The sequence below is a fragment of the Varibaculum sp. C0165D1 genome, assembly GCF_056590355.1.
Genome location: NZ_JBWPVY010000002.1, coordinates 337,880 through 359,865 on the forward strand (window position 1 = coordinate 337,880; position 21,986 = coordinate 359,865).

Below are 21,986 nucleotides of genomic sequence, written 5' to 3' on the forward strand. Positions count from 1 at the left end.
TGTGACCGTACCTACATTTTGTTGAAAACACAAAAATAAACCCAAGAAATATTTTATCCAAGCGATTAGATAGTTATTGCCCACAATCTGCTTGCTAACTGCCTCCGAAGGTGCCTAAAAGACGCTCAGCCAAGTAGGGTAGAAATATGCAAAAAGGCACCGCTCGTTATCTGCCGCGTCAGCAACTTCGCCGCACCCTCGCGGCGCTGGCGGCTTTAATCGCACTGGCAGCAGTGCTGCTCGCTGGACTATCTTTACCGGTCGTGGGAGCGGCAGGGCTAGCGGCCCGTGCCGGGATGAGCGCCATGACCGAAATTCCCAGCGAATTCAAGCCCACCCAACCTTCGCAGCAATCGGTGATTTACTCGCGTGACGGCAAGCCAATCGCCCATTTTTACGCTGAGAATCGCATCGTAGTCAAGCTCAAAGATATGTCCCCCTGGGTGCAGAAAGGGACAATGGCAATCGAGGATCACCGTTTTTACCAGCATCGCGGGGTTGATCTCGAGGGTATCGCCCGCGCCATCGCCAATAACTTGGCCGGTAGAGACACCCAGGGTGCTTCTACCCTGACCCAGCAATTGGTGAAGAACACTTTGATTGACAAGGGCCTGCGCGCCGGAGATATGAACGAGGTTCGCAAGGCCCGCGAGCAGAGTATTTCCCGAAAATTGCGGGAAGCCAAAGACGCCCTCGCGATTGAAAAGAAACTCTCTAAAGACCAGATTTTAGAGGGATATTTAAACATTGCGCCCTACGGTGTCTCGGTATACGGGGTAGAGTCTGCCAGTCGTTTCTATTTTTCTAAGAGCGCGAAAGACCTTACTATCAGCGAGGGTGCACTACTTTCTGGTATCACCCAATCCCCCGCTAAATATGATCCCACCCTGCATCCTCAGGACAGTCAAAATCGGCGTGACCAGGTATTAAAGGCGATGTTGCGCGAGCAAATGATCACTTATGATCAATACAACGAAGCCAAAGCTATCCCGGTACCCGCCTTATTGAAAATTTCACCTGGTCAACAGGGGTGTGCAACCGCCGGGAAAGCCTCCTTCTTCTGCGCCTATGCGGTTAATGAAATTTACAACAATCCCGTTTTCGGTAAGTCCATCAATGACCGGCGACGCCTGTTGCTGCGCGGGGGTCTGAAAATCTACACCACTATGGACTCCAATTTGCAAAACTTGGCTACCGATACCGCGTTTAATCGGATTCCAGAAGGGGATAGTTCCGGACTTTCGATCGCGATTAGCTCGATCGAACCGGGAACCGGAAAAATTCGGGCCTTGGCTCAAAACACACCTTACGGAAATCCCGATAAGGAACATCCCCGTGCTACCCAGAACTCATTCGGGGTAGATAAGGCCCATGGGGGTGGCGCCGGTTTCCAGCCAGGATCTTCCTATAAGCCTGTAACCTTAGCTACCTGGTTTGATAACGGTTACTCGGCTTATTCGGTGGTGGGCGGACGCACCCATTATTCCACTAAGGAATGGAAGGTTTCTGGTAACTGTCCGGTACATGCCGGTCCGTGGGAGCTAAAGAACGCTACCGGGGGCAATAACTTTGCCACTTCGGTTTTGGAAGGCACCCAGAAATCTTTAAACACTACCTACGCCGGGATGGCTGCTAACCTCGACCTTTGCGATATCTACAAGATGAGCGAGAAGCTCGGGGCGGTAACTGGCGATCCTTCTCAGAAACAGGATTTAGGACCCTCCTTCATTATTGGTGCCGCCTCTATTCCGCCTTTGAATATGGCTAATGCCTTTGGCACTATTGCTTCGGGGGGCACCCTTTGCTCCCCGGTCGCCCTGGAAAAAGTGGTGGATGCCGACGGAAAGACTTTCAAAGTTTCCGCTGGAAACTGTAAACGCACCGTGGAGGCCAGCGTGGCTAACAAAACTGCGCAAGTATTAGTCTCTACCGCGAATAGCTATGGGGGCCGGGTTAATATCGGCCGGCAGGTAATGGCGAAAACCGGGACTACTAACGGCCCGAAGGCGGCCTGGACCGTGGGGGCAACCCCGAATCTGGCGACAGCGGTTTGGGTTGGCTACTCCCAGGGAAGTTCACGCAACCTGGTGGGAATGAGAATTAACGGTGCTTACTATGGCATTCTTTACGGTAATACCGTTCCCGCCATGGCATTTAGAGAATACATGGCCGCGGCGGTACAAAACCTGCCGGCAGCAACTTTCCCCGACGCCAACATTGGGGAGGGTAAAACTGTTTCCCAAGGCAGAGCGCGACCTAAGTCCACACAGCAACCTAGCGAAGGACCCGCCTCCCCTAGCCCGAGCGCTACCGAGATTGCGCAAACGTTTTATTACGGGGACAACTAGATTTTGAGGCCGCGCCGCACCCTATTAGCTTTAGCCGCGGGGACGCTAGCCTATCCTTTTTTCGAGGCTCGCCGCCCGCGTTTGCGCCGCTATCAGCTAGTCAAGCTTCCCGAGCAAGGAGCGTTAAGCATCCTGGGGGATCTGGGTTCTCGAAAGCAGGGTGGTAAAGCTTGCGGCCATAAAACAGTGGCAGACTATCGGCAAACTCCCGGAATTGGCACTGGTTCTACGGAAGATCCAACCTGGCAATTGCGAATACTACACCTGTCTGACCTGCATCTTTGGTCGGGAAGTGGTTGGCTTGCCGATTGGGTAGCTTCGCTTGCCGAATTTCCGGATATAGATTTTGTGGTCCTCACCGGAGATAATTTTGCAGATGCTTCCGGGTTAGAGATGCTGCAGCGCGCCCTCGAACCTTTAATAAAGTTACCGGGAGCTTTTGTGTTTGGCTCCAACGATTACTATTCGGGCATCCTCAAGCTGCCATTGCACTATTTTTTCCCGAATAAGAAACCTAAATTACGAAACGTTCCCGACTTGCCCACCGAGAAATTCCGAGACTTTTTAACTGCTTCAGGCTGGAGTGACCTTAATAATCAGGTGGCTACCCGCACGGTTATTTCCCCGGCGAGGCAGGGACGCCGCGCCAAAAAGTTAACGGTGGCGTTCTCGGGAACCGACGACCCCCATATCGGGCGCGACGAGGCGGTGCGGGTACCGGATACCTGGGGAGCAGCAGATTTACGTCTCGCCCTCACCCATGCCCCCTATGCGCGTATCCTCGACCAATATGCTGCCTGCGGGGCCGATCTGGTGCTGGCCGGGCATACCCACGGGGGTCAGGTTTGCCTGCCAGGATTTGGGGCCCTAGTAAACAACACGGATTTGCCGCTGTCCTACTCGGGGGGAATGCATTCCTGGAAGGCGGGAACTATACCTAATCCGGCACCGCGGGTGCACAAAGGTAAAACCTATCCCCTGCCAAATCTGGAGGCACTTGCCGGTGCAGCCGGAATCGCCCCCTGGGCGCCGGGAGAACGCACCACCGTGCATATTTCGCGCGGACTGGGTACCTCCAAGTACACACCGGTGCGCCTGGCATGCCCGCCCGAAGCGGCGATTATTACGATTACTGGCCCCCACTAAGACCAGTAACCAACCCTGACCAGCTGACGCCAAGAAAACTAGGTCGGGACCTCTGCTTTCAATACCCGCACCTGACAAAATCACAGGACAAAGAGATTTAATTCCCATAATCTGTGACCTAGACACCCTCTTTAGCAGGTAAAGCTGATTTGCGGTAGAATGGGATCCGGAAAATTTGTATTTGGGAGCCTGTAAGTTATGACATTTGAAATCGGCCAGACCGTTGTTTATCCCCATCACGGTGCCGCGGTGATCGAAAATATCACTACCCGCAAACTCAAAGGTGAAGACACCACCTATTTGATGCTGCGAGTCACCAATGGCGATATGACCATCCAGGTGCCGGCAGCAAATGTGGATATGGTGGGGGTCCGAGACGTGGTGGACGAGGAAGGCCTCAAAGAAGTACTTGCCGTATTGCAGGAACCGCATATCGAAGAACCCACCAACTGGTCCCGCCGTTACAAGGCTAATGGCGAAAAAATCGCCACTGGGGACATTTTGAAAGTCTCGGAAGTGGTGCGGGATTTGACCTTCCGCGACAATGAACGCGGGCTGTCGGCGGGTGAAAAGCGAATGCTGGGGAAGGCGCGAGCGATTCTAGTGTCTGAACTTGCCTTGGCTAAGGATGAGGATGAAGAGGCGGCCTCGGATCGTCTGGATAAAATCATGGAAGAAGCCCAGGTAGAATACAACCGGGTCAATAATAAGTAAAGGTTAAAGGACGGGTTATGGGACGCAGCGTCTACTGCGTCGTGACCGCCGCTGGTTCCGGATCTCGACTCGGCACTTCCGGGCCAAAAGCGTTGGTAGAATTTGCAGGTAATACTTTGCTGCATCACGCCCTGCGCTCCCTGGAGCCGGTGGATAATTTGGTCGGGGTAGTGATTACCGCCCCCCCGGACTGCATAAGCGCTTTCACGAAGGTTGCCCGCTGCGCTGCCCTGTCCTACCCCTGGAAAGTTGTCGCCGGAGGCACCACTCGGCAAATCTCTGTCTACCAGGGTCTACAGGCACTTTTAGCTTTCAATCCCGGCGTAGGACAGGTAGCCGCCGATGACCCGGAAGCTATCGTTTTAATTCACGATGCGGCCCGGGCCCTTACCCCCAAAGACCAGTTTGAGCGGGTGTGTACGGCGGTTGCATCCGGTTGCCCCGCAGTAGTACCCGCCACTGCTTTAGTCGACACCGTACGGGAAATCGCCGGCGACTCTTTTTGCCGCAAAGGGGTAGAGATTACTCCCTCGGGCGCTACCCCTGACCGCTCTCATTTGCGCTGCGTGCAAACTCCGCAAGGTTTTGCGGGAGACGTTATTTTTGCGGCTCATGAACAGGCTCGGGAGGAAACAAATTCAGAGGGTGGAGCCCTAGACGATGCTCTGCTGGCAGCTAGGCTCGGATACCAGCAATACTTTGTGGCAGGATCTCGGCGAGCCTTGAAAATCACGTACCCCTTGGATCTCAAACTAGCCACTTGGCTGGCGGAAAATCCCGAGCAAGCGTAAGGGCAGGAAAGACATGGCTGACACCGGTGACCATCAAAAATATTTACCAGCGGAAAACCACGACCGCACCAAGGGTAAAATTTTAGCCTGGTCACTGTGGGATTGGGGTTCCGCTGCCTTCAATGCGGTGGCCACCACCTTTGTTTTCACTGTCTACCTAACCACCAAAGATTTATTTGCCCCTGGCAACCAGGCCACTACTGATTTATCGATTGGCTTAGCTTTTGCGGGGCTGGTGATCGCGTTGGTGGCACCAGTTTCCGGGCAGCGTGCCGACCATAAAGGTCGCGGCACCCGGATGCTGGCACTATTTTCTGCTCTCGTCACCATTTGTATGGCATTAATGTTCGCGGTCTATCCCACTTCTCCCCTAGGAAAGACCGGGGCGCTCTGGCTGGGGGTAGCGCTGCTATCATTTGGAAATATTTTCTTCGAGTTCGCCTCGGTGAACTATAACGCCATGTTGGCGCGGGTTTCCACTAAAGAAAATATGGGTAAAGTCTCCGGGATCGGCTGGGGCATGGGGTATTTGGGCGGCATTATTTTGCTCGGGGTGCTCTATATCGGTTTCATCTCCCCCGAGGTGGGCTGGTTTGGGGTTACCGGGGAAAACTTCCTAAATATCCGGATCGCCATGGTATTTGCCACCATCTGGTTCGCAGTTTTTTCGATTCCAGTAATCGTTGCTTTACCGGGACGCCGGCGCGGCGTAGACGGGAAGCTCCATCCAGTGACTATGGCGGGGGTTGATTCCCAAGATAAAGAACCAGTCGGAGGATTGGCGGGAGTTAAAGCCGCCTATATTGAGCTGTGGGAAACCATTAAACGGCTAGCGAAAACCGCCCCCGAAATTTTACGCTTCCTAATTGCCTCCGCGATTTTCCGAGATGGCCTCGCGGGAGTATTTACCTACGGAGCCATCCTGGCCTCCACCGTTTTCGGCCTAAACGGCGGCCAGGTAATGATTTTTGCAATCGTCGCTAACGTAGTGGCGGGAATCGCCACCATCGCCTGTGGGGCCGCCGACGACTTCTTCGGCCCCAAAAAAGTCATGATTTTTTCCCTGGGCTGTATGACCACCCTGGGATTAATCCTCTTTTTTGCCCACAATGGCGGTGCCAAAATCTTCTGGTCCTTCGGGTTACTGCTTTGTATCTTCGTCGGCCCCGTACAGTCGGCCTCCCGTTCTTTCCTCGCCCGGATTATTCCTAAGGGGCGCGAGGGCGAACTATTCGGACTTTACGCCACCACCGGACGCGCAGTCTCCTTCATGTCCCCCACCTTGTTCGCCCTGTTCGTGTGGATTGGAAAACTTTTTGTGCCCACCGGCACCAGTTCCCAACATTTTGGAGTCCTGGGAATCACCTTGCTGCTGGGGGCAGGGTTCGCGCTGCTCGCTCCCTTAAAAGCCCCGGAGCGTCCTCAAAAGTAAAACTGGCCTAAATCGACTTTAACTGCGGCAATACGATGAACTACAAAATAATTTTTCACCGAGGAGGTGCCCGGAAAAGAAACACACTGGCAATGCCGAAAAAGTTTAGATTGCCAGCAGAAAACCAGAGTCCCGCACCTGTCTGATAAATCAGTTATTAGCACCCGGGATAGTAGCGAAACTGGATAGTGATAGATTAGCTACAGCGAATATGATAGGTCAGTAAGAATCTAGGTAATACCCCATCTTGATTAAACACAGGAACAACCGCAAAAATAGAATTACTAAGACCGCTGTGGCGATATCACTGCTTTTATCGTCAGTGACAGCAATATTGCTATTTGGACGTAACCGTCGTAATGAAACAACTAATCAACCCCATCTAACGAAAAATAGAGAACGCCCTGTGAAATCGCCAGAAACGAAATCCGTGTTTAACCAGAAGCGCCGGAGTACTGCCATTCCGGTTGCCAAATTTCCTGCCGGCGAGCCCCGGGCGTCCCATATTCCCTCTGCTGACCAGCCTCCATTGCCTGCCGGCGAACCCCGGGCTGCCCATATTTCCCCTTCCCCCCAACCCCCATTGCCTGCTGGCAAGCCCCGGACTGCCCATGTTCCCGCTGCTAACCAGCCTCCTTTACCTGCCGGCAAACCTCCAGCTGCTTATATTTCCCCCTCCCCCCAACCCCCATTACCTGCCGGCAAGCCTCCGGCTAAGCTTTCCACTACTAAACCGGGGTCTCACTACATCCCGGGATTAGATGGCTTGCGCGCCCTCGCGGTAATCTCAGTGATCACCTATCACCTCTACCCCATTGGCTTTCCCGGCGGTTTCCTAGGGGTCGATGTTTTCTTCGTGCTTTCCGGCTTCCTGATTACCACTTTGCTACTGCGGGAACTATCCAAAACCGGAAAAGTTTCCCTGGGGCATTTCTGGCTGCGCCGTGCCCGCCGCCTCCTGCCCGCCCTATCGGTACTAATAATCACCGTGGTACCCACGGCCTTTTTAGTTAACCGCGAGCTGTTAGTGGGTATAGGGCGCCAGGTACTGGGAGCGTTAACTTTTTCCACTAACTGGTTGGAGATCGCTCACGGCAGTTCCTATTTCGCTGCCACCACCCCGGTTCTGTTCAAGAACTTTTGGTCCCTAGCGATTGAAGAGCAGTTCTACCTGGTTTGGCCGCTAATCTTCTTGCTTTGCATCACCGCCATCAAACGAAGGTGGATGCGGATGATAATCCCGCTAACCTTAGCGGGAATCAGCGCTTTCCTCATGGGATACCTATTCGATCCTGATAACACTACCCGCGTCTATTTCGGGACTGACACCCACCTATTCGGCCTGGCACTAGGGATTTGCGTAGCGTTTTTGTGGAGCACATCAGACTCGGTACAAACTCCTAATTCCCCCGCAAAATCCAGCGGTAAATTTAGGAAAGCCCTGGCACAAGTGATCGGATTTATCTGCCTAGCAGCCCTAATCGCCGCCATGTTCTTATTAACAGATGCCTCACCCTACACCTTTAGGGAAGGCATTGCCGCCTGCAGCCTAGTAGTGGCAATCTTGATTTGGTGCCTGCTCAAGCCGGGAAGCCTGCTGGCTAAAGCGGGCGAACTCCGCCCTCTGAAATACATAGGTACCCGCTCTTATGGTCTTTACCTGTGGCATTGGCCGATTTTTATAGTTGCCACCGCCCTTTACCCCGCCGCAGTGTACTCCCTCCAGTATTGGGTAAGATCTGCCCTGTGCGTGTTAGTCACCTTGCTGATATGCGAGCTTTCCTACCGCTTCCTAGAAACCCCGGTGCGCAAACGCGGTTTCCGCAAAGCGTTTTCGCGTGCCCAGGCACCCATCTCCTACCGCTTCACCCAAGTGATCTCGGTATTAGTTGTCTTGGCACTGACCAGCTTTACTGGGGTGGCGATTGCGAAAGCACCCGCGAAGTCACAGACTCAACTGGCCATTGAAGCAGCAGAAAAGCTAGATCAACAAGCAGCGCCGAAGACCGGTGCTCCTAAACCCGTGACTACCACCCCCAAACCTAAGCCCACCCCGGTGGATAAGCGCCTAATCCTATCGGAAAATCTAAATACTACTAATCCTACCGGGGAAGAAATAACCTTCATCGGAGATTCCATGTTTTCTGCTTCCCGCGGCGGCTTAGTCTCTGCTATACCCGGTATTAACCTCTTAGCCCGCCCCAACCGACAATGGGGAATTGCCCCTCAAATAGTTTCCGAGGGACTAGCAAGCGGACAAATCCGGCGAACTGTGGTTATCAGTTACGGAACTAATGCGGGAGTCTACGATCCTGCCTTAGTACATCAAGTGATCGCTCAACTAGGACCTGACCGGATGATTTTACTGGTAAACCTGTATTCACCTTCGACTTTCGTCCCGAAATCAAACCAGATTTTAGCCGAGATAGCGAGTCAGTACGCCAATGTGAAACTGGTGGACTGGAATAAAGTAGTCTCCCAACATCCCGAATGGCTGGAAGTAGACCAAACCCATCCCAGTATGAAGGGATCGGTCAAGCTAGGTGAATTGGTTCGTCAAAATATAGACCAAATGTCGGCAGATTTAACCGCCCTTAAAGCTAAGCAAAAAGTTAAGTAGCAAACCTACTTCCGCGCGTACCCAACAAACGGTAGCGCCCAGAAGTGCTCCATGACACAATGGGAGACATGAAAAAAATAATTAATTCTCCCGACAATGTTGTCGCAGATTCATTAAAAGGTTTAGAACTCGCTCACGGGGATACCCTACGTATCGATCACGAAAACAAAGTAGTTTACACCCGCCGCGGGGCTGTTAAAGGCAAGGTGGGTTTGGTTTCCGGGGGAGGCAGCGGGCATGAGCCCCTCCATTCCGGTTTCGTAGGCCCCGGTATGCTGGATGCCGCCTGCTGCGGAGAGGTCTTCACTTCCCCGGTGCCGGACCAGATAATGGCCGCCACCAGTGAAGTAGATGGAGGTGCAGGGGTTCTCCATATCGTGAAAAACTATACCGGCGATGTGATGAACTTCGAGATGGCCGCGGAAATGGCTAATGCCGAAACCGGAGTGGAAGTGCGCTCGGTAGTGGTAAACGATGACGTAGCGGTGCAAGACTCGCTCTACACTGCAGGCCGCCGCGGCGTTGGCGCCACCGTGTTCGTAGAAAAACTGGCGGGAGCGGCAGCCGAAGCTAAAGCCAGCTTGGACGAAGTGGAACGCATCGCTAAGGAAGTAAATGACCGTTCCCGCTCCTACGGGATTGCCCTCACTTCCTGCACGGTTCCCTCTGCTGGGAAACCCACTTTCGACCTCGGAGAGAACGAAATCGAGGTAGGCATTGGTATCCACGGGGAGCCGGGACGGGAACGCCGCCCCCTAGTTACCGCCGATGAACTAGCTGCCGAACTAGTAGAGCCAATTTTGGCAGACCTAGATTTTAGTGGCGAACCGGTGTTTGCGATGCTCAACGGCATGGGCTCCACCCCCTTGATCGAACTCTACCTAGCCTACGGCGAAGTAGCCGCGATCCTAGAAGCTAAAGGGATTAAAGTAGCTCGCTGCCTGGTAGGTGACTACATTACCTCCCTGGAGATGGCAGGCTGTTCCCTGACTCTGACCCAGGCCAGCGAAGAACTAATCAAACTTTGGGACGCTCCGGTGAACACCACCGGTTTACGTTGGGGGTGTTAGTTGTGGCGGAAACTAAAGATTTTTTCGCCTGGCTCACCGCCTACAAAGAGTTAATAGTCGAAAATGCCGACTACCTGACTGACCTCGACAGACGCATCGGGGACGCCGATCACGGCGCCAATATGGCTCGCGGTATGACCGCGGTCGCCCAGCTGGATCCGACCAGTTTCGCTGATGCCGGCGCCCTGTTGAAGAAAGCCGGCATGACCTTAGTTTCTAAAGTGGGGGGCGCTTCCGGTCCGCTGTATGGCACCTTCTTTATGCGAATGGGGGCAGCGCTCTCCCCCGATGCGGATACTGCCGCAATCGGGAAGGCGCTGCGAGCCGGAGCCGATGGGGTAAAGATGCGAGGCAAAGCTGAACTAGGTGATAAAACCATGCTTGACTGCCTCTATCCGGCTCTGGATGCTTTCGACGAGGCAGCCCCCGAAGGGCTTCAGGCCGCATTGGCGGCAGCCAGCGAACGCGCTGATAAAGCTGCCAGCGAGACCGAACCGCTGATCGCGAAGAAAGGACGCGCCTCATACCTAGGGGAACGCTCAAAAGGGACTCCAGATCCAGGAGCGACTTCCTCCGCTTTACTGTTCAAAGCTGCCGCCGCAGCTTTGGCATAAACACCGGTTAAAAGGAGTTGGCATGATCTCCCTGGTAGTGGTGTCTCATTCGCTGCCTTTAGCTACCGCCGCTAAAGAGCTAGCGATGCAGATGACCGTCGCCGACAGCGCCCCCAAAGTATTGGTGGCAGCGGGAATTAGCGATGGTGAGCAGGTAGAACTAGGCACCGACGCTCAGCAAATTAGCGAAGCGATTGAGGCGGCTGATAGCCCCGATGGAGTGCTGATTTTAGTGGATTTGGGTTCTGCACTGCTCAGTTCCCAAATGGCATTGGAATTCGTCGATCCGGAGCTGGCTGATCGCTGCCTAATTTCTGCTGGCCCCCTGGTGGAAGGACTGGTAGCTGCGGTAGTGAGTGCCGCCGGGGGCGCGAGCCTGAAAGAGGTAGCCAGCCAGGCCCAAGCAGCCTTGGCGGGCAAGATCGACCAGCTCAGCGACTCACAGGAGCCTCACCCAGAGGGCGAAGCAGACCTTTCGGATAGTTCTGCGGCTGCGCCATCGGGGGAAGAATCATTTTCCGCCCCCGATGCTGCGGTTATGGAGCTGGAGATTATCGATCCTCATGGAATGCATGCCCGTCCCGCGGCTGCCCTGGCCGGCGCTATCGGGGCAAGAAAAATACCAGTTTTCGCCCGCAAAGCCGGGACTTTCCGAGCAGTAAATGCCGCTTCCCTCACCCAGGTGAGTGCCTTAGGGATTGGTAAAGGAGACACCCTGGAACTTTGCACTACGGATCCTGAATCCGAGCAAATTTTTGCCGCCATCCGGGGGGCATTGTCCGAAACCGACCCTCCTACCATAGCAGGCGACTCCCCGGCGAAAGAAGAAAGTTCCGTTAACACTGTCGCCGGGCAACTAGCTAAAGAAGTACCCACTCCTACCGACCCGGCTCGCAACGGCGACCAGATTGTTATCGGATACGCAATGGTGTTGGACGAACACGAGGAGGCCGAGTTTTATCGGGTAAGTCCCAATGAAGGGGAGGCGATAGACAAAGCCCGCAAAGCAGTAAGAGCCTACCTATCTTCCTTGGGATCAGATCCAATTATCAAAATGCAGATCGGACTGGTGGACGACCCGGAGCTGCGGGCTGAAATCGCCGATGAAATTGCTGGCGGGATTAACGCTTTTACCGCAGTAGACAATGCCTATAATGCTGCTGCTACCAAGATGGAGAAATTGGATGACCCTTACCTGGCGGAACGGGCTACCGATCTACATGCGGTTTCTCGCCTGTTAAAGAAAGCGCTGATTGGTCACGAACTCAACAACTTAGAAGAACTTATTAAGAAGCATTCCACCCCGGCGGTGCTGGTAGTTGAAGAACTTGATGCCCCGCTAGCTGCCAGTTTGCCTCCAGAAATCGAGGGGGTCGTAACTCGCAGTGGCGGCACCACCGGACACGGCGCGATTGTGGCAGCTTCTAGGGGAATCCCCGTGTATGCCGGCCTAAAGTGGGGGGTCCATGATGGGGACACCATTGTTTTTGATCCCCGCACCAAGCATCTGGAAGTTAACCCCAAAGCCAGGGTTTTTGCCCATTGGATTGAGCGGGCCCGCGAGCGCGTCGCTACTGCTACCAAAGCTCTAGAACAACTCGAAGCCCCTGCAATTACCGATTCTGGTATGCAGATCCCCATCCAGGTGAATGTTTCTACTGCGACCGGACCGGTAAAAGGTGCCGAGGGGTGCGGCTTGGTGCGGACTGAAACTCTATTTGCGGGTTACCAAGCGGCTCCTTCCCGAGAGCAGCAGGCACAAGTGTACGCCGAACTTGCCCGCGACCTGGGGCCAACTACGATTCGCCTGTGGGATATTGGAGCAGACAAACCGTTGCCGTTTGCCAAGCAACCTCCGGAAAACAACCCCTTCCTGGGAGTGCGGGGAGTCCGCTTACTGCGGAAGTTCCCCCACCTGTTACGCGACCAGTTGGGGGCGGTTCTCGACGCTAACCAAACTTTAGAATCCGAAGGACTAGGTACGCTCTTGCGGGTGATGATTCCCATGGTCAATCACGTGCGACAAGTGGATTGGGTACGTTCCCTACTAGAGGAGATCACTGCCGATGCTTTCGGGATTGATGAAGATGCTGAGCCGGTGCAAATATCGTTACCACTGGGGATAATGGTGGAAACTCCTTCCGCTGCTTTGCGGATGGAAGAGTTTTGTGGCGCCGTAGATTTTGTGTCGGTGGGTACGAATGATCTTTGCCAATATGTTGCCGCCGCCGATCGGGGAAACTCGCAGGTAGCGGACCTGGCTGATGAGGTGCGAGAAACGGTGGTGCAAATGGTGGGCACGGTGGCCCAGGTTGCCCACGACGCCGCAGATCCTATTGAAGTTTGCGTATGTGGAGATATGGCTTCTGATCCGGCTTGGGCGGGCAAGCTGGTGCAGGCGGGAGTGGATTCACTTTCGGTGCGCGCCGGGATGATCGCGATGATAAAACAAACTATCCGCCAGTTATAGGGCGAGGTTTCTAGCTACCGGAAACTTCTAGCAGCTCCTCTTGACGTGGCCTCCAATCCTGCGAGGCAGGGCGCAAAGGTGAAATAACTAATCTTGCCCCTAAGCGTAGCTACAGATCCTTCTTAGCAGGACTGCCAGTATTATCTTTTCGCCCCGCATGCTTTACTCCCCGAACAGACGGTAAAGTCATTCTCAGGAATAACGCATTTCGGGAAGGGGGAACCATGGAGCTTATCGCCATTTTTTGCGCGATGGTCCTCTTTTCCTTGCTTCCCGGATACGCCTTGGTGCGCTGCCTGATCCCGGCTCTTCCTCCGCGGGTGACGTTAGCGGTAGCTCCGGCACTGACCTTTTTCGTCCTCTTAGTGCTGGCAAGTCTACTATCTCCCACTAGTGCCCTCTGGCTGGGCAAACTAGGTTTTAGCGGAAGTTTTTGGCGGTGGAAACCGGTACTAGTATTCCCGCTGGTGGGGCTACTAACGATTATCTTTGCTGGCGGCGCCGTAATTCGGTGCCGCCAGCTAACTAACCGCAGTTCCAGGGATTTTCCGTTACTGGCGGCGGTGCTAGCAGGCATCACTGCCGGCATCGCCCCCATGGTTCGCACTATTGATTTCACTAATCCCGCCCAGCGTTGGGATCCTAGCTTTCACTACAACGGCCTGGTTCTACTGCGTCGCACCCAGGATGCGCACCCTCTTTACGCCCTTTCTGGGCAGTATTCGCAAAGCGCTCGGGTATATTACCCGAGTGGTTGGCACATTTTCACCGTATTATTCACCGGTTCTAAGTCGGTAATACCTGCCGCTAACCTGACGTTTCTACTGTTGGTTTGCTGGTGGATTTTGGGAGTGAGCGCCCTGGTCGCTTTACTGGGAATATCTCGGCGGGCCCAACTAATAACCATCGTGCTTTCTGGATTTACCCTATCTTTCCCTGCTGATTCTTTAGCGCGCTACGCGCAGTGGCCCAACGGCACCGGGATCGCATTATTGCCGGGCGCCGCCGCATTAATGCTGGTTTTGGGCAGGCAGGTGCTGGCATACGCGCGCAAAATATCGGGATCTTGTACTGCTGGCCTCCAGCCTGCCAAACCCGATTCCAGTGATTTGCCACTGACTTTACCAGCCGTGTTGGCCACTTTATTCACTTCTTTATTCTTAGGGATTGGATCCGTATGGGTTCACCCCGCCATCTTTTTTAACCTGTTAGCGCTACTATTCCCGCTGTTAGCAGCGTTGATCGCCACTCACCTATATCGAGGGATCCGGAAAAGAAAACTTTCCAGTATCGCCGGCTGGCTGGGGGCTAGTCTCGGGGTGCTACTAGTCCTGGAAATCGGTTTTCTCAATCCCTCCAGCTTGGCGACCGCGCTTTTTGAGCGCGAGGGAGATGAATATTTAGCTTTCTTGCGTCCGCTGCTGCCTACCCCTTTCTTTTTCCCGTCCTCAGCTTTCATCTTTTTCATGACGTTAATGGCTGCCTTACTGATTATGGGAATAATCGCGGTCTTTTATGGCCGGGCACCAAAATGGCTGCTGGCCTCCTGGGCCCTGTGCGCGGGGCTAGTGATGATTTCTTTCCTGCCGGCTTCGCCCCTCAAAGTGATAACCGGTCCGTGGTATTCGGATCCGCGGCGTCTAATGGCAATCCTGCAACTCCCCTTAAATCTGCTGATGGGAGTGGGCTTAGATTTTCTGCTAGTGCTAACTGCTAGTTTTCTTGCCGCTGTCGGCGCCCCGGGGCGTATTTGCAAAGGCGCACTCGCAACTCTGGCTGCCGCCTGTCTTACCGTCGGGATTGCCGGCTCCGATAGCCGAGTGTGGGCCTTAGAAACGGTTTTCAATCCGGAGCGAACCGGAAGCGGGGGACTAGCCAATAGTGGGGAGTTAAGGTTGATTAAACGCGCCGCCCATTTCTTGCCTGCAGACGCTGTGATTGTCGGGGATCCTTCTATTGGCACCATCTATTTTGAGGCCATCGCTAATCGGAAAGTAGTTTTCCCTTCCCTGGGTAAAAGCGAAAAAGATCCCGACCGCACCCGCCTTTATTATCACCTGAATAATCTCGGGCGGGACCGGCAGGTTTGCCTGTCCCTAGAGAAACTGAAAGTCACCCATTTCTATGCCCGCCCTAACAGCAGATACATGGGAGTTCCCCGCTCTTACTCTTGGCCGGGCTTCTACCACGTGCCTGTGGATGGTTACTTCACGCAGGTGGCTAAGGGAGGGCGCGCTAAACTTTACCGTTTCAACGGCTGCGGTCGCGAGCGTGGCGAAAATAACCGTTCTACCTGGTCGAAAAGTTTGGAAAGCCAGCGGCAGGATAGATAGACTGACACGGTGCCTATGGCATTTGGCCGCTATAGCTCAGTTGGTAGAGCAACGCTCTCGTAAAGCGTAGGTCATCGGTTCAAGTCCGATTAGCGGCTCTGATAGTTTCCTTTTCTGCTTCCCTATTTCCGCGCCCTCTTACCTATTTATTCGGCGCGCACCCGCGCTAATGCTGCTGCCAGCTTACTTTTCGCCCTGGAAAAAATTGCTTTCTGGGTGATGAGGATGCAGGTAGGCTAGGGTGCAGGAGGTATCACTTGGCTAGCAGTATCGATAATCCCCAGAATCTGGAACTAAAAATCGGGGGCATGAGTTGTGCGGCATGTGCGGCACATATTGAAAAAGACCTCAATAAGATGCCGGGGGTGAACGCGACCGTTAACTATGCGACCGAGAAAGCCACTATTTCTCAAACCGGTGATTTTGGCGCTAAAGATTTTATAAAAACCGTGGAAAACGCTGGTTATAGTGCGTTTACGGGAGAAGATTTAGGAAACGAGGACGGGCAGGAAAACGCGGCAGTAGGGGCAGCCGAGCTAGCAGGCCTTAGGCGGCGCCTAGCTATTTGCGCGATTTTAGCTGCTCCCGTAATTGTGCTGGCAATGGTTCCGCCCCTGCAGTTCCCCTACTGGCAGTGGGTCTCCCTGGTGCTGACGATTCCGGTGGTGCTGTGGGGGGCGTACCCCTTCCACCGCGCGGCCTTCCTAAATGCCCGCCGCGCCACTACCACTATGGACACCCTAATTTCGCTGGGTACCTTAGCTGCCTTTATTTGGTCGCTATATGCCCTGTTCTTAGGGGAGGCTGGCCGAGTGGGTATGACCCACGATTTCCAGCTACTTGCCCAACCGGGGGATGCCGCCAGTCACATCTACCTGGAAGTTTGTTCCGGGGTAACGCTTTTTATTCTGGGCGGGCGCTATTTTGAGAAACGTGCCAAGGTCCGAGCGGGGGACGCTCTGCGCTCCCTCGCCGAATTGGGCGCGAAAGAGGTAACCGTGCTGCGAGGGGGCCAAGAGCTTAAAGTCCCGATTGAGCAGCTCACTGCGGGCGAAGAATTTATTGCCCTGCCGGGCGAAAAAATAGCTACTGACGGAGAGGTAGTTTCCGGCAATAGCGCGGTTGATAACTCGCTACTTACTGGAGAATCAGTGCCGGTCGAGGTAGCGCCCGGAGACTCGGTTACCGGAGCGACTATCAACACCTATGGTCGCCTAATTGTTCGCGCCACTCGGGTGGGAGCACAAACCCAGCTCGCCCAGATTACTCGACTAGTGGAACAGGCTCAGGCCGGTAAGGCTCCAATTCAGCGTCTGGCTGACCGAATTTCCGCAGTTTTCGTACCGATAGTGATCGCAATTTCGCTGCTCACTTTAGCTATTCGGTTACTTATTGGAACCCCGGTTACCGCTTTTACCTGCGCGGTCGCGGTGTTAATCATTGCTTGCCCCTGCGCGTTGGGGCTTGCTACCCCCACTGCCCTGCTGGTGGGAACCGGCCGAGGAGCAAACCTGGGGATCCTGATTAAAGGCGCCGAAATTTTGGAATCCACCCGGCAAATCGATACCGTCATCCTCGATAAAACCGGGACGGTAACCAGTGGAAATATGGAGCTAGTCAGCATTTATCCTCGCGATGACTTCCAGATTTTACAAACGGCCGCCACTCTAGAGGGCGGCAGCGAACATCCCATCGCCCAGGCGATTACCCGCGCGGCTCGGGAGCAAGGACTTTCCTCCCCTAGCGGCGCGGTGCCGGCAGATTTTACCAACTCCGCGGGTGGAGGGGTAAGCGGCACCGTTGAGGGGCAGCAAGTTCTGGCGGGAAACCAGCAGTTCATTAGCGCTGCCGGCGCGAAGATCCCCGAAGAGATGCTGACAGCACTTAACCGAAGCAGAAGCCGCGGGGAAACCACTGTGCTGGTAGCGATTGCGGGCGAAGTAAAGGGAGTGTTGGGGGTAGCTGACCGCATAAAAGAAACTAGCCCCCAGGCGATCTCGCTGTTTAAGGAGTTAGGGCTCACCCCGGTGCTCCTGACGGGGGACGGGGAAAAAGTGGCTCACCAAGTTGCCAAGCAAGTGGGCATTACCGAGGTGATCGCCGAGGTTAAGCCGGAAGATAAAGTGGTGGCAGTTTTCCGCAAACAAGGACGGGGCGCTACCGTGGCGATGATCGGCGATGGCGTGAACGATGCTGCCGCCCTCACACAAGCAGATTTAGGGATCGCCATGGGTAGTGGAACCGATGTGGCGATCCAAGCTGCCGATATTACTTTGATGCGCCCAGATTTACTGGCAGCGGTGGATGCGATTCGGCTTTCCCGGCGCACCCTAAAAATAATCAAAGGTAACCTGTTTTGGGCATTCGCCTACAATGTCGCCGCCATACCACTGGCCGCACTCGGGTTACTTAACCCGATGCTCGCCGGAGCGGCTATGGCGTGTTCCTCGGCATTCGTAGTCGGAAATAGTCTGCGGCTACGCTCGTTTCAACCGGTAGAGGCGGGTTAGTTGCCCCCCACCGGGCAATAAATACCTAGCAAAGATCCTACTGGGGCGGGCGTTCCCCGTCTTGCCACACCCACTGGGGACCGTCATTGTGATAGCGAGGGCGATGTAAAATCCCCGATTCGTACTCGATCATCAAATTGGGGCCATTTGCCCAGGCCTGGCCGTCAACTACCAGACTCCAACCGTGGGGATAGGGGCTTTGCCAAATCAAAGTAACATTCGGGTTAGCGGCTCCGTTACGCAAGGCCGAATCCCGGGCATTCCTGATTACCAGTCGCCCGTCCTCTAATATCGGATCCACAGTATGGACTTTTACGTGGTCGCCATAGGGCAAAGTAATCAAAGAAGCCGAGTTAAAACAGGCCATAGCTTCCGGTAATCTATACAGGGGCACCGGGATAGTCATCTATTTTCCTCTCTAAGCTTTGGCGATGGCGTCAACTTTGAGCCTAGTTAACGGATCGCCCGATCCGCGAGCGCTATTGTATACGAAGGTAACAATAGCGTCTCAAAATCCTGTCTGTACTTGCAGTTTACCGGAAAACCCCGTTAGACGATAGCAAATGCCGAAGCCTCGGCACTGCTTGTCCCCGTTTTAGACGTCGTTGATACGCCAATAGTCCTGGTAACGATCGAAATGGTCAAAAGCATCATGAATGATGGCGCTGCGTGAATACCCCATCACGTCATAATCTTGATCATTATCGGGTAAATGCACTTCCAGGCGCGTAGATCGGGGAGTACTGGGGGCAGAGCCGGCAAAAATAGTATTCGCGGTATCTACCGCCAAAATCCGGTATACAAACTGGTCAGGGCCTTTGAAAGCCGTTAACTTTAGGCGGTCATAGATACGGATCTGGGGGTCGACCTGCTCCAGAGGATCATTATCTGAGCGAACAACCTCGGCGGGAATCCCCTGTTTGTTAAGTTCTGCGGCAAAGTCACGCAGTGCCGGTTCTGCCACTTTATCCAAGTAAGCCTGGGCTTCTAGGGGGGTTACCTGCCCGAAAGTTCGTGAAATTCGATCACGCCAATTGGCCTCCAACCTACCGGCGATAGAACCGGTTCCCGCCAGGATGTTGCGAGCAGAATGAGCCCGCAGCTGTCGGGCACGGCGATCCTGTTTTAGGGCTCTAGCCAAGCCAATCATCACCAAAATCATCACTAGTGAGAAGGGAAGTCCCATGATAATGGTGGCGTTTTGTAACGCCGGGATACCCCCTACTATCAGCATTCCGATAGTTAGCAGCCCGGTTACCGCCGCCCAAAAAATTCGTAGCCATCCGGGAGCGTCGGAGCGCACTGTCGGTAAAAATGAGGACAGGTTCGCCATAATGAGCGCGCCCGAGTCCGCGGAGGTTACGTAGAATAGCAGGCCTACGAAGGTGGCTAAACCCATGATAAATACCGCTGCCGGACACTGCTGCAACAGCAAGTAAAAGCCCATTTCCGGAGCTTTTAGGGTTGCCTGCGCGAAGGATTTATCTCCACTGCGGATTAGATCGATGGCGGCGTTACCAAAAATAGCTACCCACATTAGGACATAAGAAAAGGGAATCAGCATGGTGCCCACTACAAACTCCCGCAGAGTGCGTCCTCTGGAAATCCGCGCCAGGAACATTCCCACAAAGGATGCCCAGGCCACCCACCACGCCCAAAAGAACAGCGTCCAGGCGGACATCCAGGCGCTTACGTCAGAATAAGCAAAAGTTTCGAGGGCGCGGCGCGGGAACGACCAGACGAAGTCCCCGATATTCATCACAATGGCGTTGAGTAGAAAATCTGTTCTACCGGTGATGAAAACCCAGCCTGCCAGGAACAATGCTAGTACTACGTTAATTTGGCTAAGGAAGCGGATTCCTTTATGGATTCCGGTAGTGGCCGAGACAGTAGCCATGGCTACCGCTAGAATCACCAGCCCTACTTGGGCGGGGATTCCTTGGTCGATTCCGAAAAGAATTTGCAGTCCCACATTAAGTTGCACCACCCCGATTCCCAGGGTGGTGGCCACCCCGAAAATAGTGCCTAAGATGGCGGCTCCATCAACGATATGCCCCAGGGGGCCGTCAAGTTTGTCACCGAAAATCGGGTGGAGGGCGGAGCGTACTGAGAGCGGTTGCTTACGGCGATAGGCGAAATACCCTAAAGCCATCCCCATCAGGGCATACATTCCCCAACCGGTGATGCCGTAGTGGAAAAGAGTCCAAACTGTGGCCTCTCGGGCGGCCTCGATAGTTTCCCCCTTCCCCACGGGAGGCTGCATATATTGGCTGACCGGGCCAGCTACGGAGAAAAATAGGATATCGGTGCCGATACCGGCAGCAAAAAGCATCGATGCCCAAGAAAAAGTAGAAAACTCGGGACGGGAATTAGGCGGTCCCAGCCGGGTTTCCCCATAACGGGAAAAGCCCAGGAAAAACACGAAAACTAGGATGATGGCGGCTAGCACGATGTAGAACCAGCCGAACCATTTCGAGATGGACCCCACCGCTACCCCTAGCACCTCGGCGGCGCTGGTGGGGGAAACAAGTGCCCACAGGGCGATAGCCAAGATTCCTGCGGAAGAACCCAGGAAAACCGGGAAGTTTACTTTCGCGTCTTGCCGGATAGCTTCCGGTGTGGGCGCGACCTGTTCTATTGGGGTTTCGCCTAAAGATTGGCTCATAGGAAACCATCCATCCCGTATTGTATCTGCTCGGCATCTCCTAAAATAATGCCTAGTTATATCTCTAGGTTAAAATACCAGGTTCACGCGCCCCGTGACTTGCCGGTATCAACATGGAAAAGCGGAAGTCTTAAAAATCGAGTTTCCCGTTAATTGCGGTAGAGCCGCTAGATAGTAGAGTTACTGTTATGTCTTCCCCATCTAACGGCCGTCGCCCCACGCTACACGACGTGGCCCGACTGGCGGGTTGCTCCTATCAGACCGTATCTCGCGTCGTGAACGACAAGGGTGCGGTACACCCGGATACTCGCAAACGGGTTCTCGCCGCTATCGCTCAGGTAGGTTATCGACGTAATGGCGCAGCTGCAGCTCTGAAGACCGACCGGCCCGGCAGCATCGGGGTGGTTACCGACTCATCCTGGCGCTATGGACCGATGGGAGCCCTGCTAGGCATCGAAAACGCCGCAAGCGAAGTGGGGAAACATGTCATCCTGTCCGTCAACGACAAAGAGTCCTTCGGTTCACTCGAGTCAACTCTCGACACTTTCCGTGATGCCTACGTTGACGGTCTTATTGTCATCGCTCCGCTGGCGCGAGAAGCCGAACTCGCCTTGGCCTCCATAGGGAACACCGGGTGGGCTAGCGTACTGCCCATCGTTGTCCTCGCTGCTGACCTCGCCCCTCTTCCACATGCCATCGTGGTCTCCGAGGATCAATATGAGGGCTCGGTGCGAGCCGTGGAACATCTAATTAGTCTCGGTCACCAGAACATTGCCCATGTGGCTGGCGCTCAGGAATGGCTGGAAAGTCAGGTTCGCCTCAAAGGCTGGCGAGACACCCTGGTGGCCCACGATCTACCCGTACCCGAAGCCATTATTGGTGACTGGTCGGGAGAAAGTGGATATCAGGCTGGATGCCGCATCGCAGCCCTAACACCCCGCCCCACAGCCGTATTCGTAGCGTCCGACCTGATGGCCCTGGGTATGATACGGGCACTTAAAGAGCACGGCCTGCGCATCCCCGAAGACATCAGCATCGTTGGTTTCGACGATCATGAGTTCGCGCCCCAATTCGACCCTCCGCTCACCACCGTGCGACAGGACTTCGTGGCTCTGGGGCGGCTATGTGTGCGCAGCCTCCAGGATCCGGAATCTGATCCCCGGCGCACCATCTCACCCAACCTCATCGTTAGGGCAAGCACTGCTCCACCTTCCAGCCTCAAGGCATCATGAAGATGATCAGGCATGAGGCCGTTAGGCGTCAGTAACCGCGA

Annotated in this window: 14 protein-coding genes and 1 tRNA gene; 13 read left to right on the plus strand and 2 right to left on the minus strand. The window is 54.5% G+C overall.

Translation table 11 applies throughout. The annotated features are described in order from the left end of the window. Positions 1 to 146 precede the first annotated feature (146 nt). The 12 genes from AC1EKS_RS04045 (at position 147) to AC1EKS_RS04100 (ending at position 18,048) form a co-directional block, all read left to right on the plus strand. Complete coding sequence (locus AC1EKS_RS04045) at positions 147 to 2,348, plus strand: transglycosylase domain-containing protein (RefSeq protein ID WP_481009547.1); 2,202 nt, start codon at positions 147 to 149, stop codon at positions 2,346 to 2,348. Positions 2,349 to 2,351: 3 nt separating this feature from the next. Then, positions 2,352 to 3,494, plus strand: a complete 1,143-nt coding sequence (locus tag AC1EKS_RS04050) for a metallophosphoesterase (protein ID WP_481009548.1) — start codon at positions 2,352 to 2,354, stop codon at positions 3,492 to 3,494. 198 nt (positions 3,495 to 3,692) lie between these two features. Then, positions 3,693 to 4,208, plus strand: a complete 516-nt coding sequence (locus AC1EKS_RS04055) for a CarD family transcriptional regulator (RefSeq protein ID WP_481009549.1) — start codon at positions 3,693 to 3,695, stop codon at positions 4,206 to 4,208. 17 nt (positions 4,209 to 4,225) lie between these two features. Next, positions 4,226 to 4,999 carry an IspD/TarI family cytidylyltransferase gene (locus AC1EKS_RS04060; RefSeq protein ID WP_481009550.1) on the plus strand — a complete coding sequence of 258 codons (774 nt, stop codon included), beginning with the start codon at positions 4,226 to 4,228 and terminating at the stop codon, positions 4,997 to 4,999. A gap of 13 nt (positions 5,000 to 5,012) precedes the next feature. Further along, positions 5,013 to 6,431: an MFS transporter gene (locus tag AC1EKS_RS04065; protein WP_481009551.1), complete on the plus strand. Its 1,419-nt coding sequence runs from the start codon at positions 5,013 to 5,015 to the stop codon at positions 6,429 to 6,431. A gap of 406 nt (positions 6,432 to 6,837) precedes the next feature. Next, entirely contained in the window at positions 6,838 to 9,051 is a 2,214-nt protein-coding gene (locus tag AC1EKS_RS04070; protein ID WP_481010257.1) for an acyltransferase family protein, read from the plus strand. A 68-nt stretch (positions 9,052 to 9,119) separates the two neighbouring features. After that, the gene (dhaK, locus tag AC1EKS_RS04075) at positions 9,120 to 10,121 is read left to right on the plus strand and encodes a dihydroxyacetone kinase subunit DhaK (protein ID WP_481009130.1); all 1,002 of its coding nucleotides are present in this window, start codon (positions 9,120 to 9,122) and stop codon (positions 10,119 to 10,121) included. A gap of 2 nt (positions 10,122 to 10,123) precedes the next feature. After that, positions 10,124 to 10,735 carry a dihydroxyacetone kinase subunit DhaL gene (gene dhaL / locus AC1EKS_RS04080; protein WP_481009131.1) on the plus strand — a complete coding sequence of 204 codons (612 nt, stop codon included), beginning with the start codon at positions 10,124 to 10,126 and terminating at the stop codon, positions 10,733 to 10,735. Between the two features lie 22 nt (positions 10,736 to 10,757). Beyond that, the gene (dhaM, locus tag AC1EKS_RS04085; protein WP_481009132.1) at positions 10,758 to 13,205 is read left to right on the plus strand and encodes a dihydroxyacetone kinase phosphoryl donor subunit DhaM; all 2,448 of its coding nucleotides are present in this window, start codon (positions 10,758 to 10,760) and stop codon (positions 13,203 to 13,205) included. Positions 13,206 to 13,429: 224 nt separating this feature from the next. Next, positions 13,430 to 15,538: a DUF6541 family protein gene (locus AC1EKS_RS04090; protein ID WP_481010258.1), complete on the plus strand. Its 2,109-nt coding sequence runs from the start codon at positions 13,430 to 13,432 to the stop codon at positions 15,536 to 15,538. Between the two features lie 25 nt (positions 15,539 to 15,563). Next, a tRNA-Thr gene (locus AC1EKS_RS04095) sits at positions 15,564 to 15,636 on the plus strand. Positions 15,637 to 15,795: 159 nt separating this feature from the next. Continuing rightward, the gene (locus AC1EKS_RS04100; protein ID WP_481009134.1) at positions 15,796 to 18,048 is read left to right on the plus strand and encodes a heavy metal translocating P-type ATPase; all 2,253 of its coding nucleotides are present in this window, start codon (positions 15,796 to 15,798) and stop codon (positions 18,046 to 18,048) included. 37 nt (positions 18,049 to 18,085) lie between these two features. Here the strand turns inward: AC1EKS_RS04100 and AC1EKS_RS04105 are convergent, their stop codons facing one another. Together AC1EKS_RS04105 and betT are read right to left on the minus strand one after the other, a co-directional pair. Continuing rightward, positions 18,086 to 18,454, minus strand: a complete 369-nt coding sequence (locus AC1EKS_RS04105; protein WP_481009135.1) for a hypothetical protein — start codon at positions 18,452 to 18,454, stop codon at positions 18,086 to 18,088. Positions 18,455 to 18,643: 189 nt separating this feature from the next. After that, positions 18,644 to 20,713, minus strand: a complete 2,070-nt coding sequence (betT, locus tag AC1EKS_RS04110) for a choline BCCT transporter BetT (RefSeq protein ID WP_481009136.1) — start codon at positions 20,711 to 20,713, stop codon at positions 18,644 to 18,646. Between the two features lie 188 nt (positions 20,714 to 20,901). Here betT and AC1EKS_RS04115 point away from each other — a divergent pair, with 188 nt between their 5' ends. Continuing rightward, complete coding sequence (locus AC1EKS_RS04115; RefSeq protein WP_481009137.1) at positions 20,902 to 21,945, plus strand: LacI family DNA-binding transcriptional regulator; 1,044 nt, start codon at positions 20,902 to 20,904, stop codon at positions 21,943 to 21,945. Positions 21,946 to 21,986 lie beyond the last annotated feature (41 nt).

Coding starts and splice junctions, on each gene's coding strand:
- AC1EKS_RS04045 (WP_481009547.1), top strand. CDS start 147: ATGCAAAAAGGCACCGCTCGTTATCTGCCGCGTCAGCAACTTCGCCGC.
- AC1EKS_RS04055 (WP_481009549.1), top strand. CDS start 3,693: ATGACATTTGAAATCGGCCAGACCGTTGTTTATCCCCATCACGGTGCC.
- AC1EKS_RS04060 (WP_481009550.1), top strand. CDS start 4,226: ATGGGACGCAGCGTCTACTGCGTCGTGACCGCCGCTGGTTCCGGATCT.
- AC1EKS_RS04065 (WP_481009551.1), top strand. CDS start 5,013: ATGGCTGACACCGGTGACCATCAAAAATATTTACCAGCGGAAAACCAC.
- dhaK (WP_481009130.1), top strand. CDS start 9,120: ATGAAAAAAATAATTAATTCTCCCGACAATGTTGTCGCAGATTCATTA.
- dhaM (WP_481009132.1), top strand. CDS start 10,758: ATGATCTCCCTGGTAGTGGTGTCTCATTCGCTGCCTTTAGCTACCGCC.
- AC1EKS_RS04090 (WP_481010258.1), top strand. CDS start 13,430: ATGGAGCTTATCGCCATTTTTTGCGCGATGGTCCTCTTTTCCTTGCTT.
- AC1EKS_RS04105 (WP_481009135.1), bottom strand. CDS start 18,454: ATGACTATCCCGGTGCCCCTGTATAGATTACCGGAAGCTATGGCCTGT.
- betT (WP_481009136.1), bottom strand. CDS start 20,713: ATGAGCCAATCTTTAGGCGAAACCCCAATAGAACAGGTCGCGCCCACA.
- AC1EKS_RS04115 (WP_481009137.1), top strand. CDS start 20,902: ATGTCTTCCCCATCTAACGGCCGTCGCCCCACGCTACACGACGTGGCC.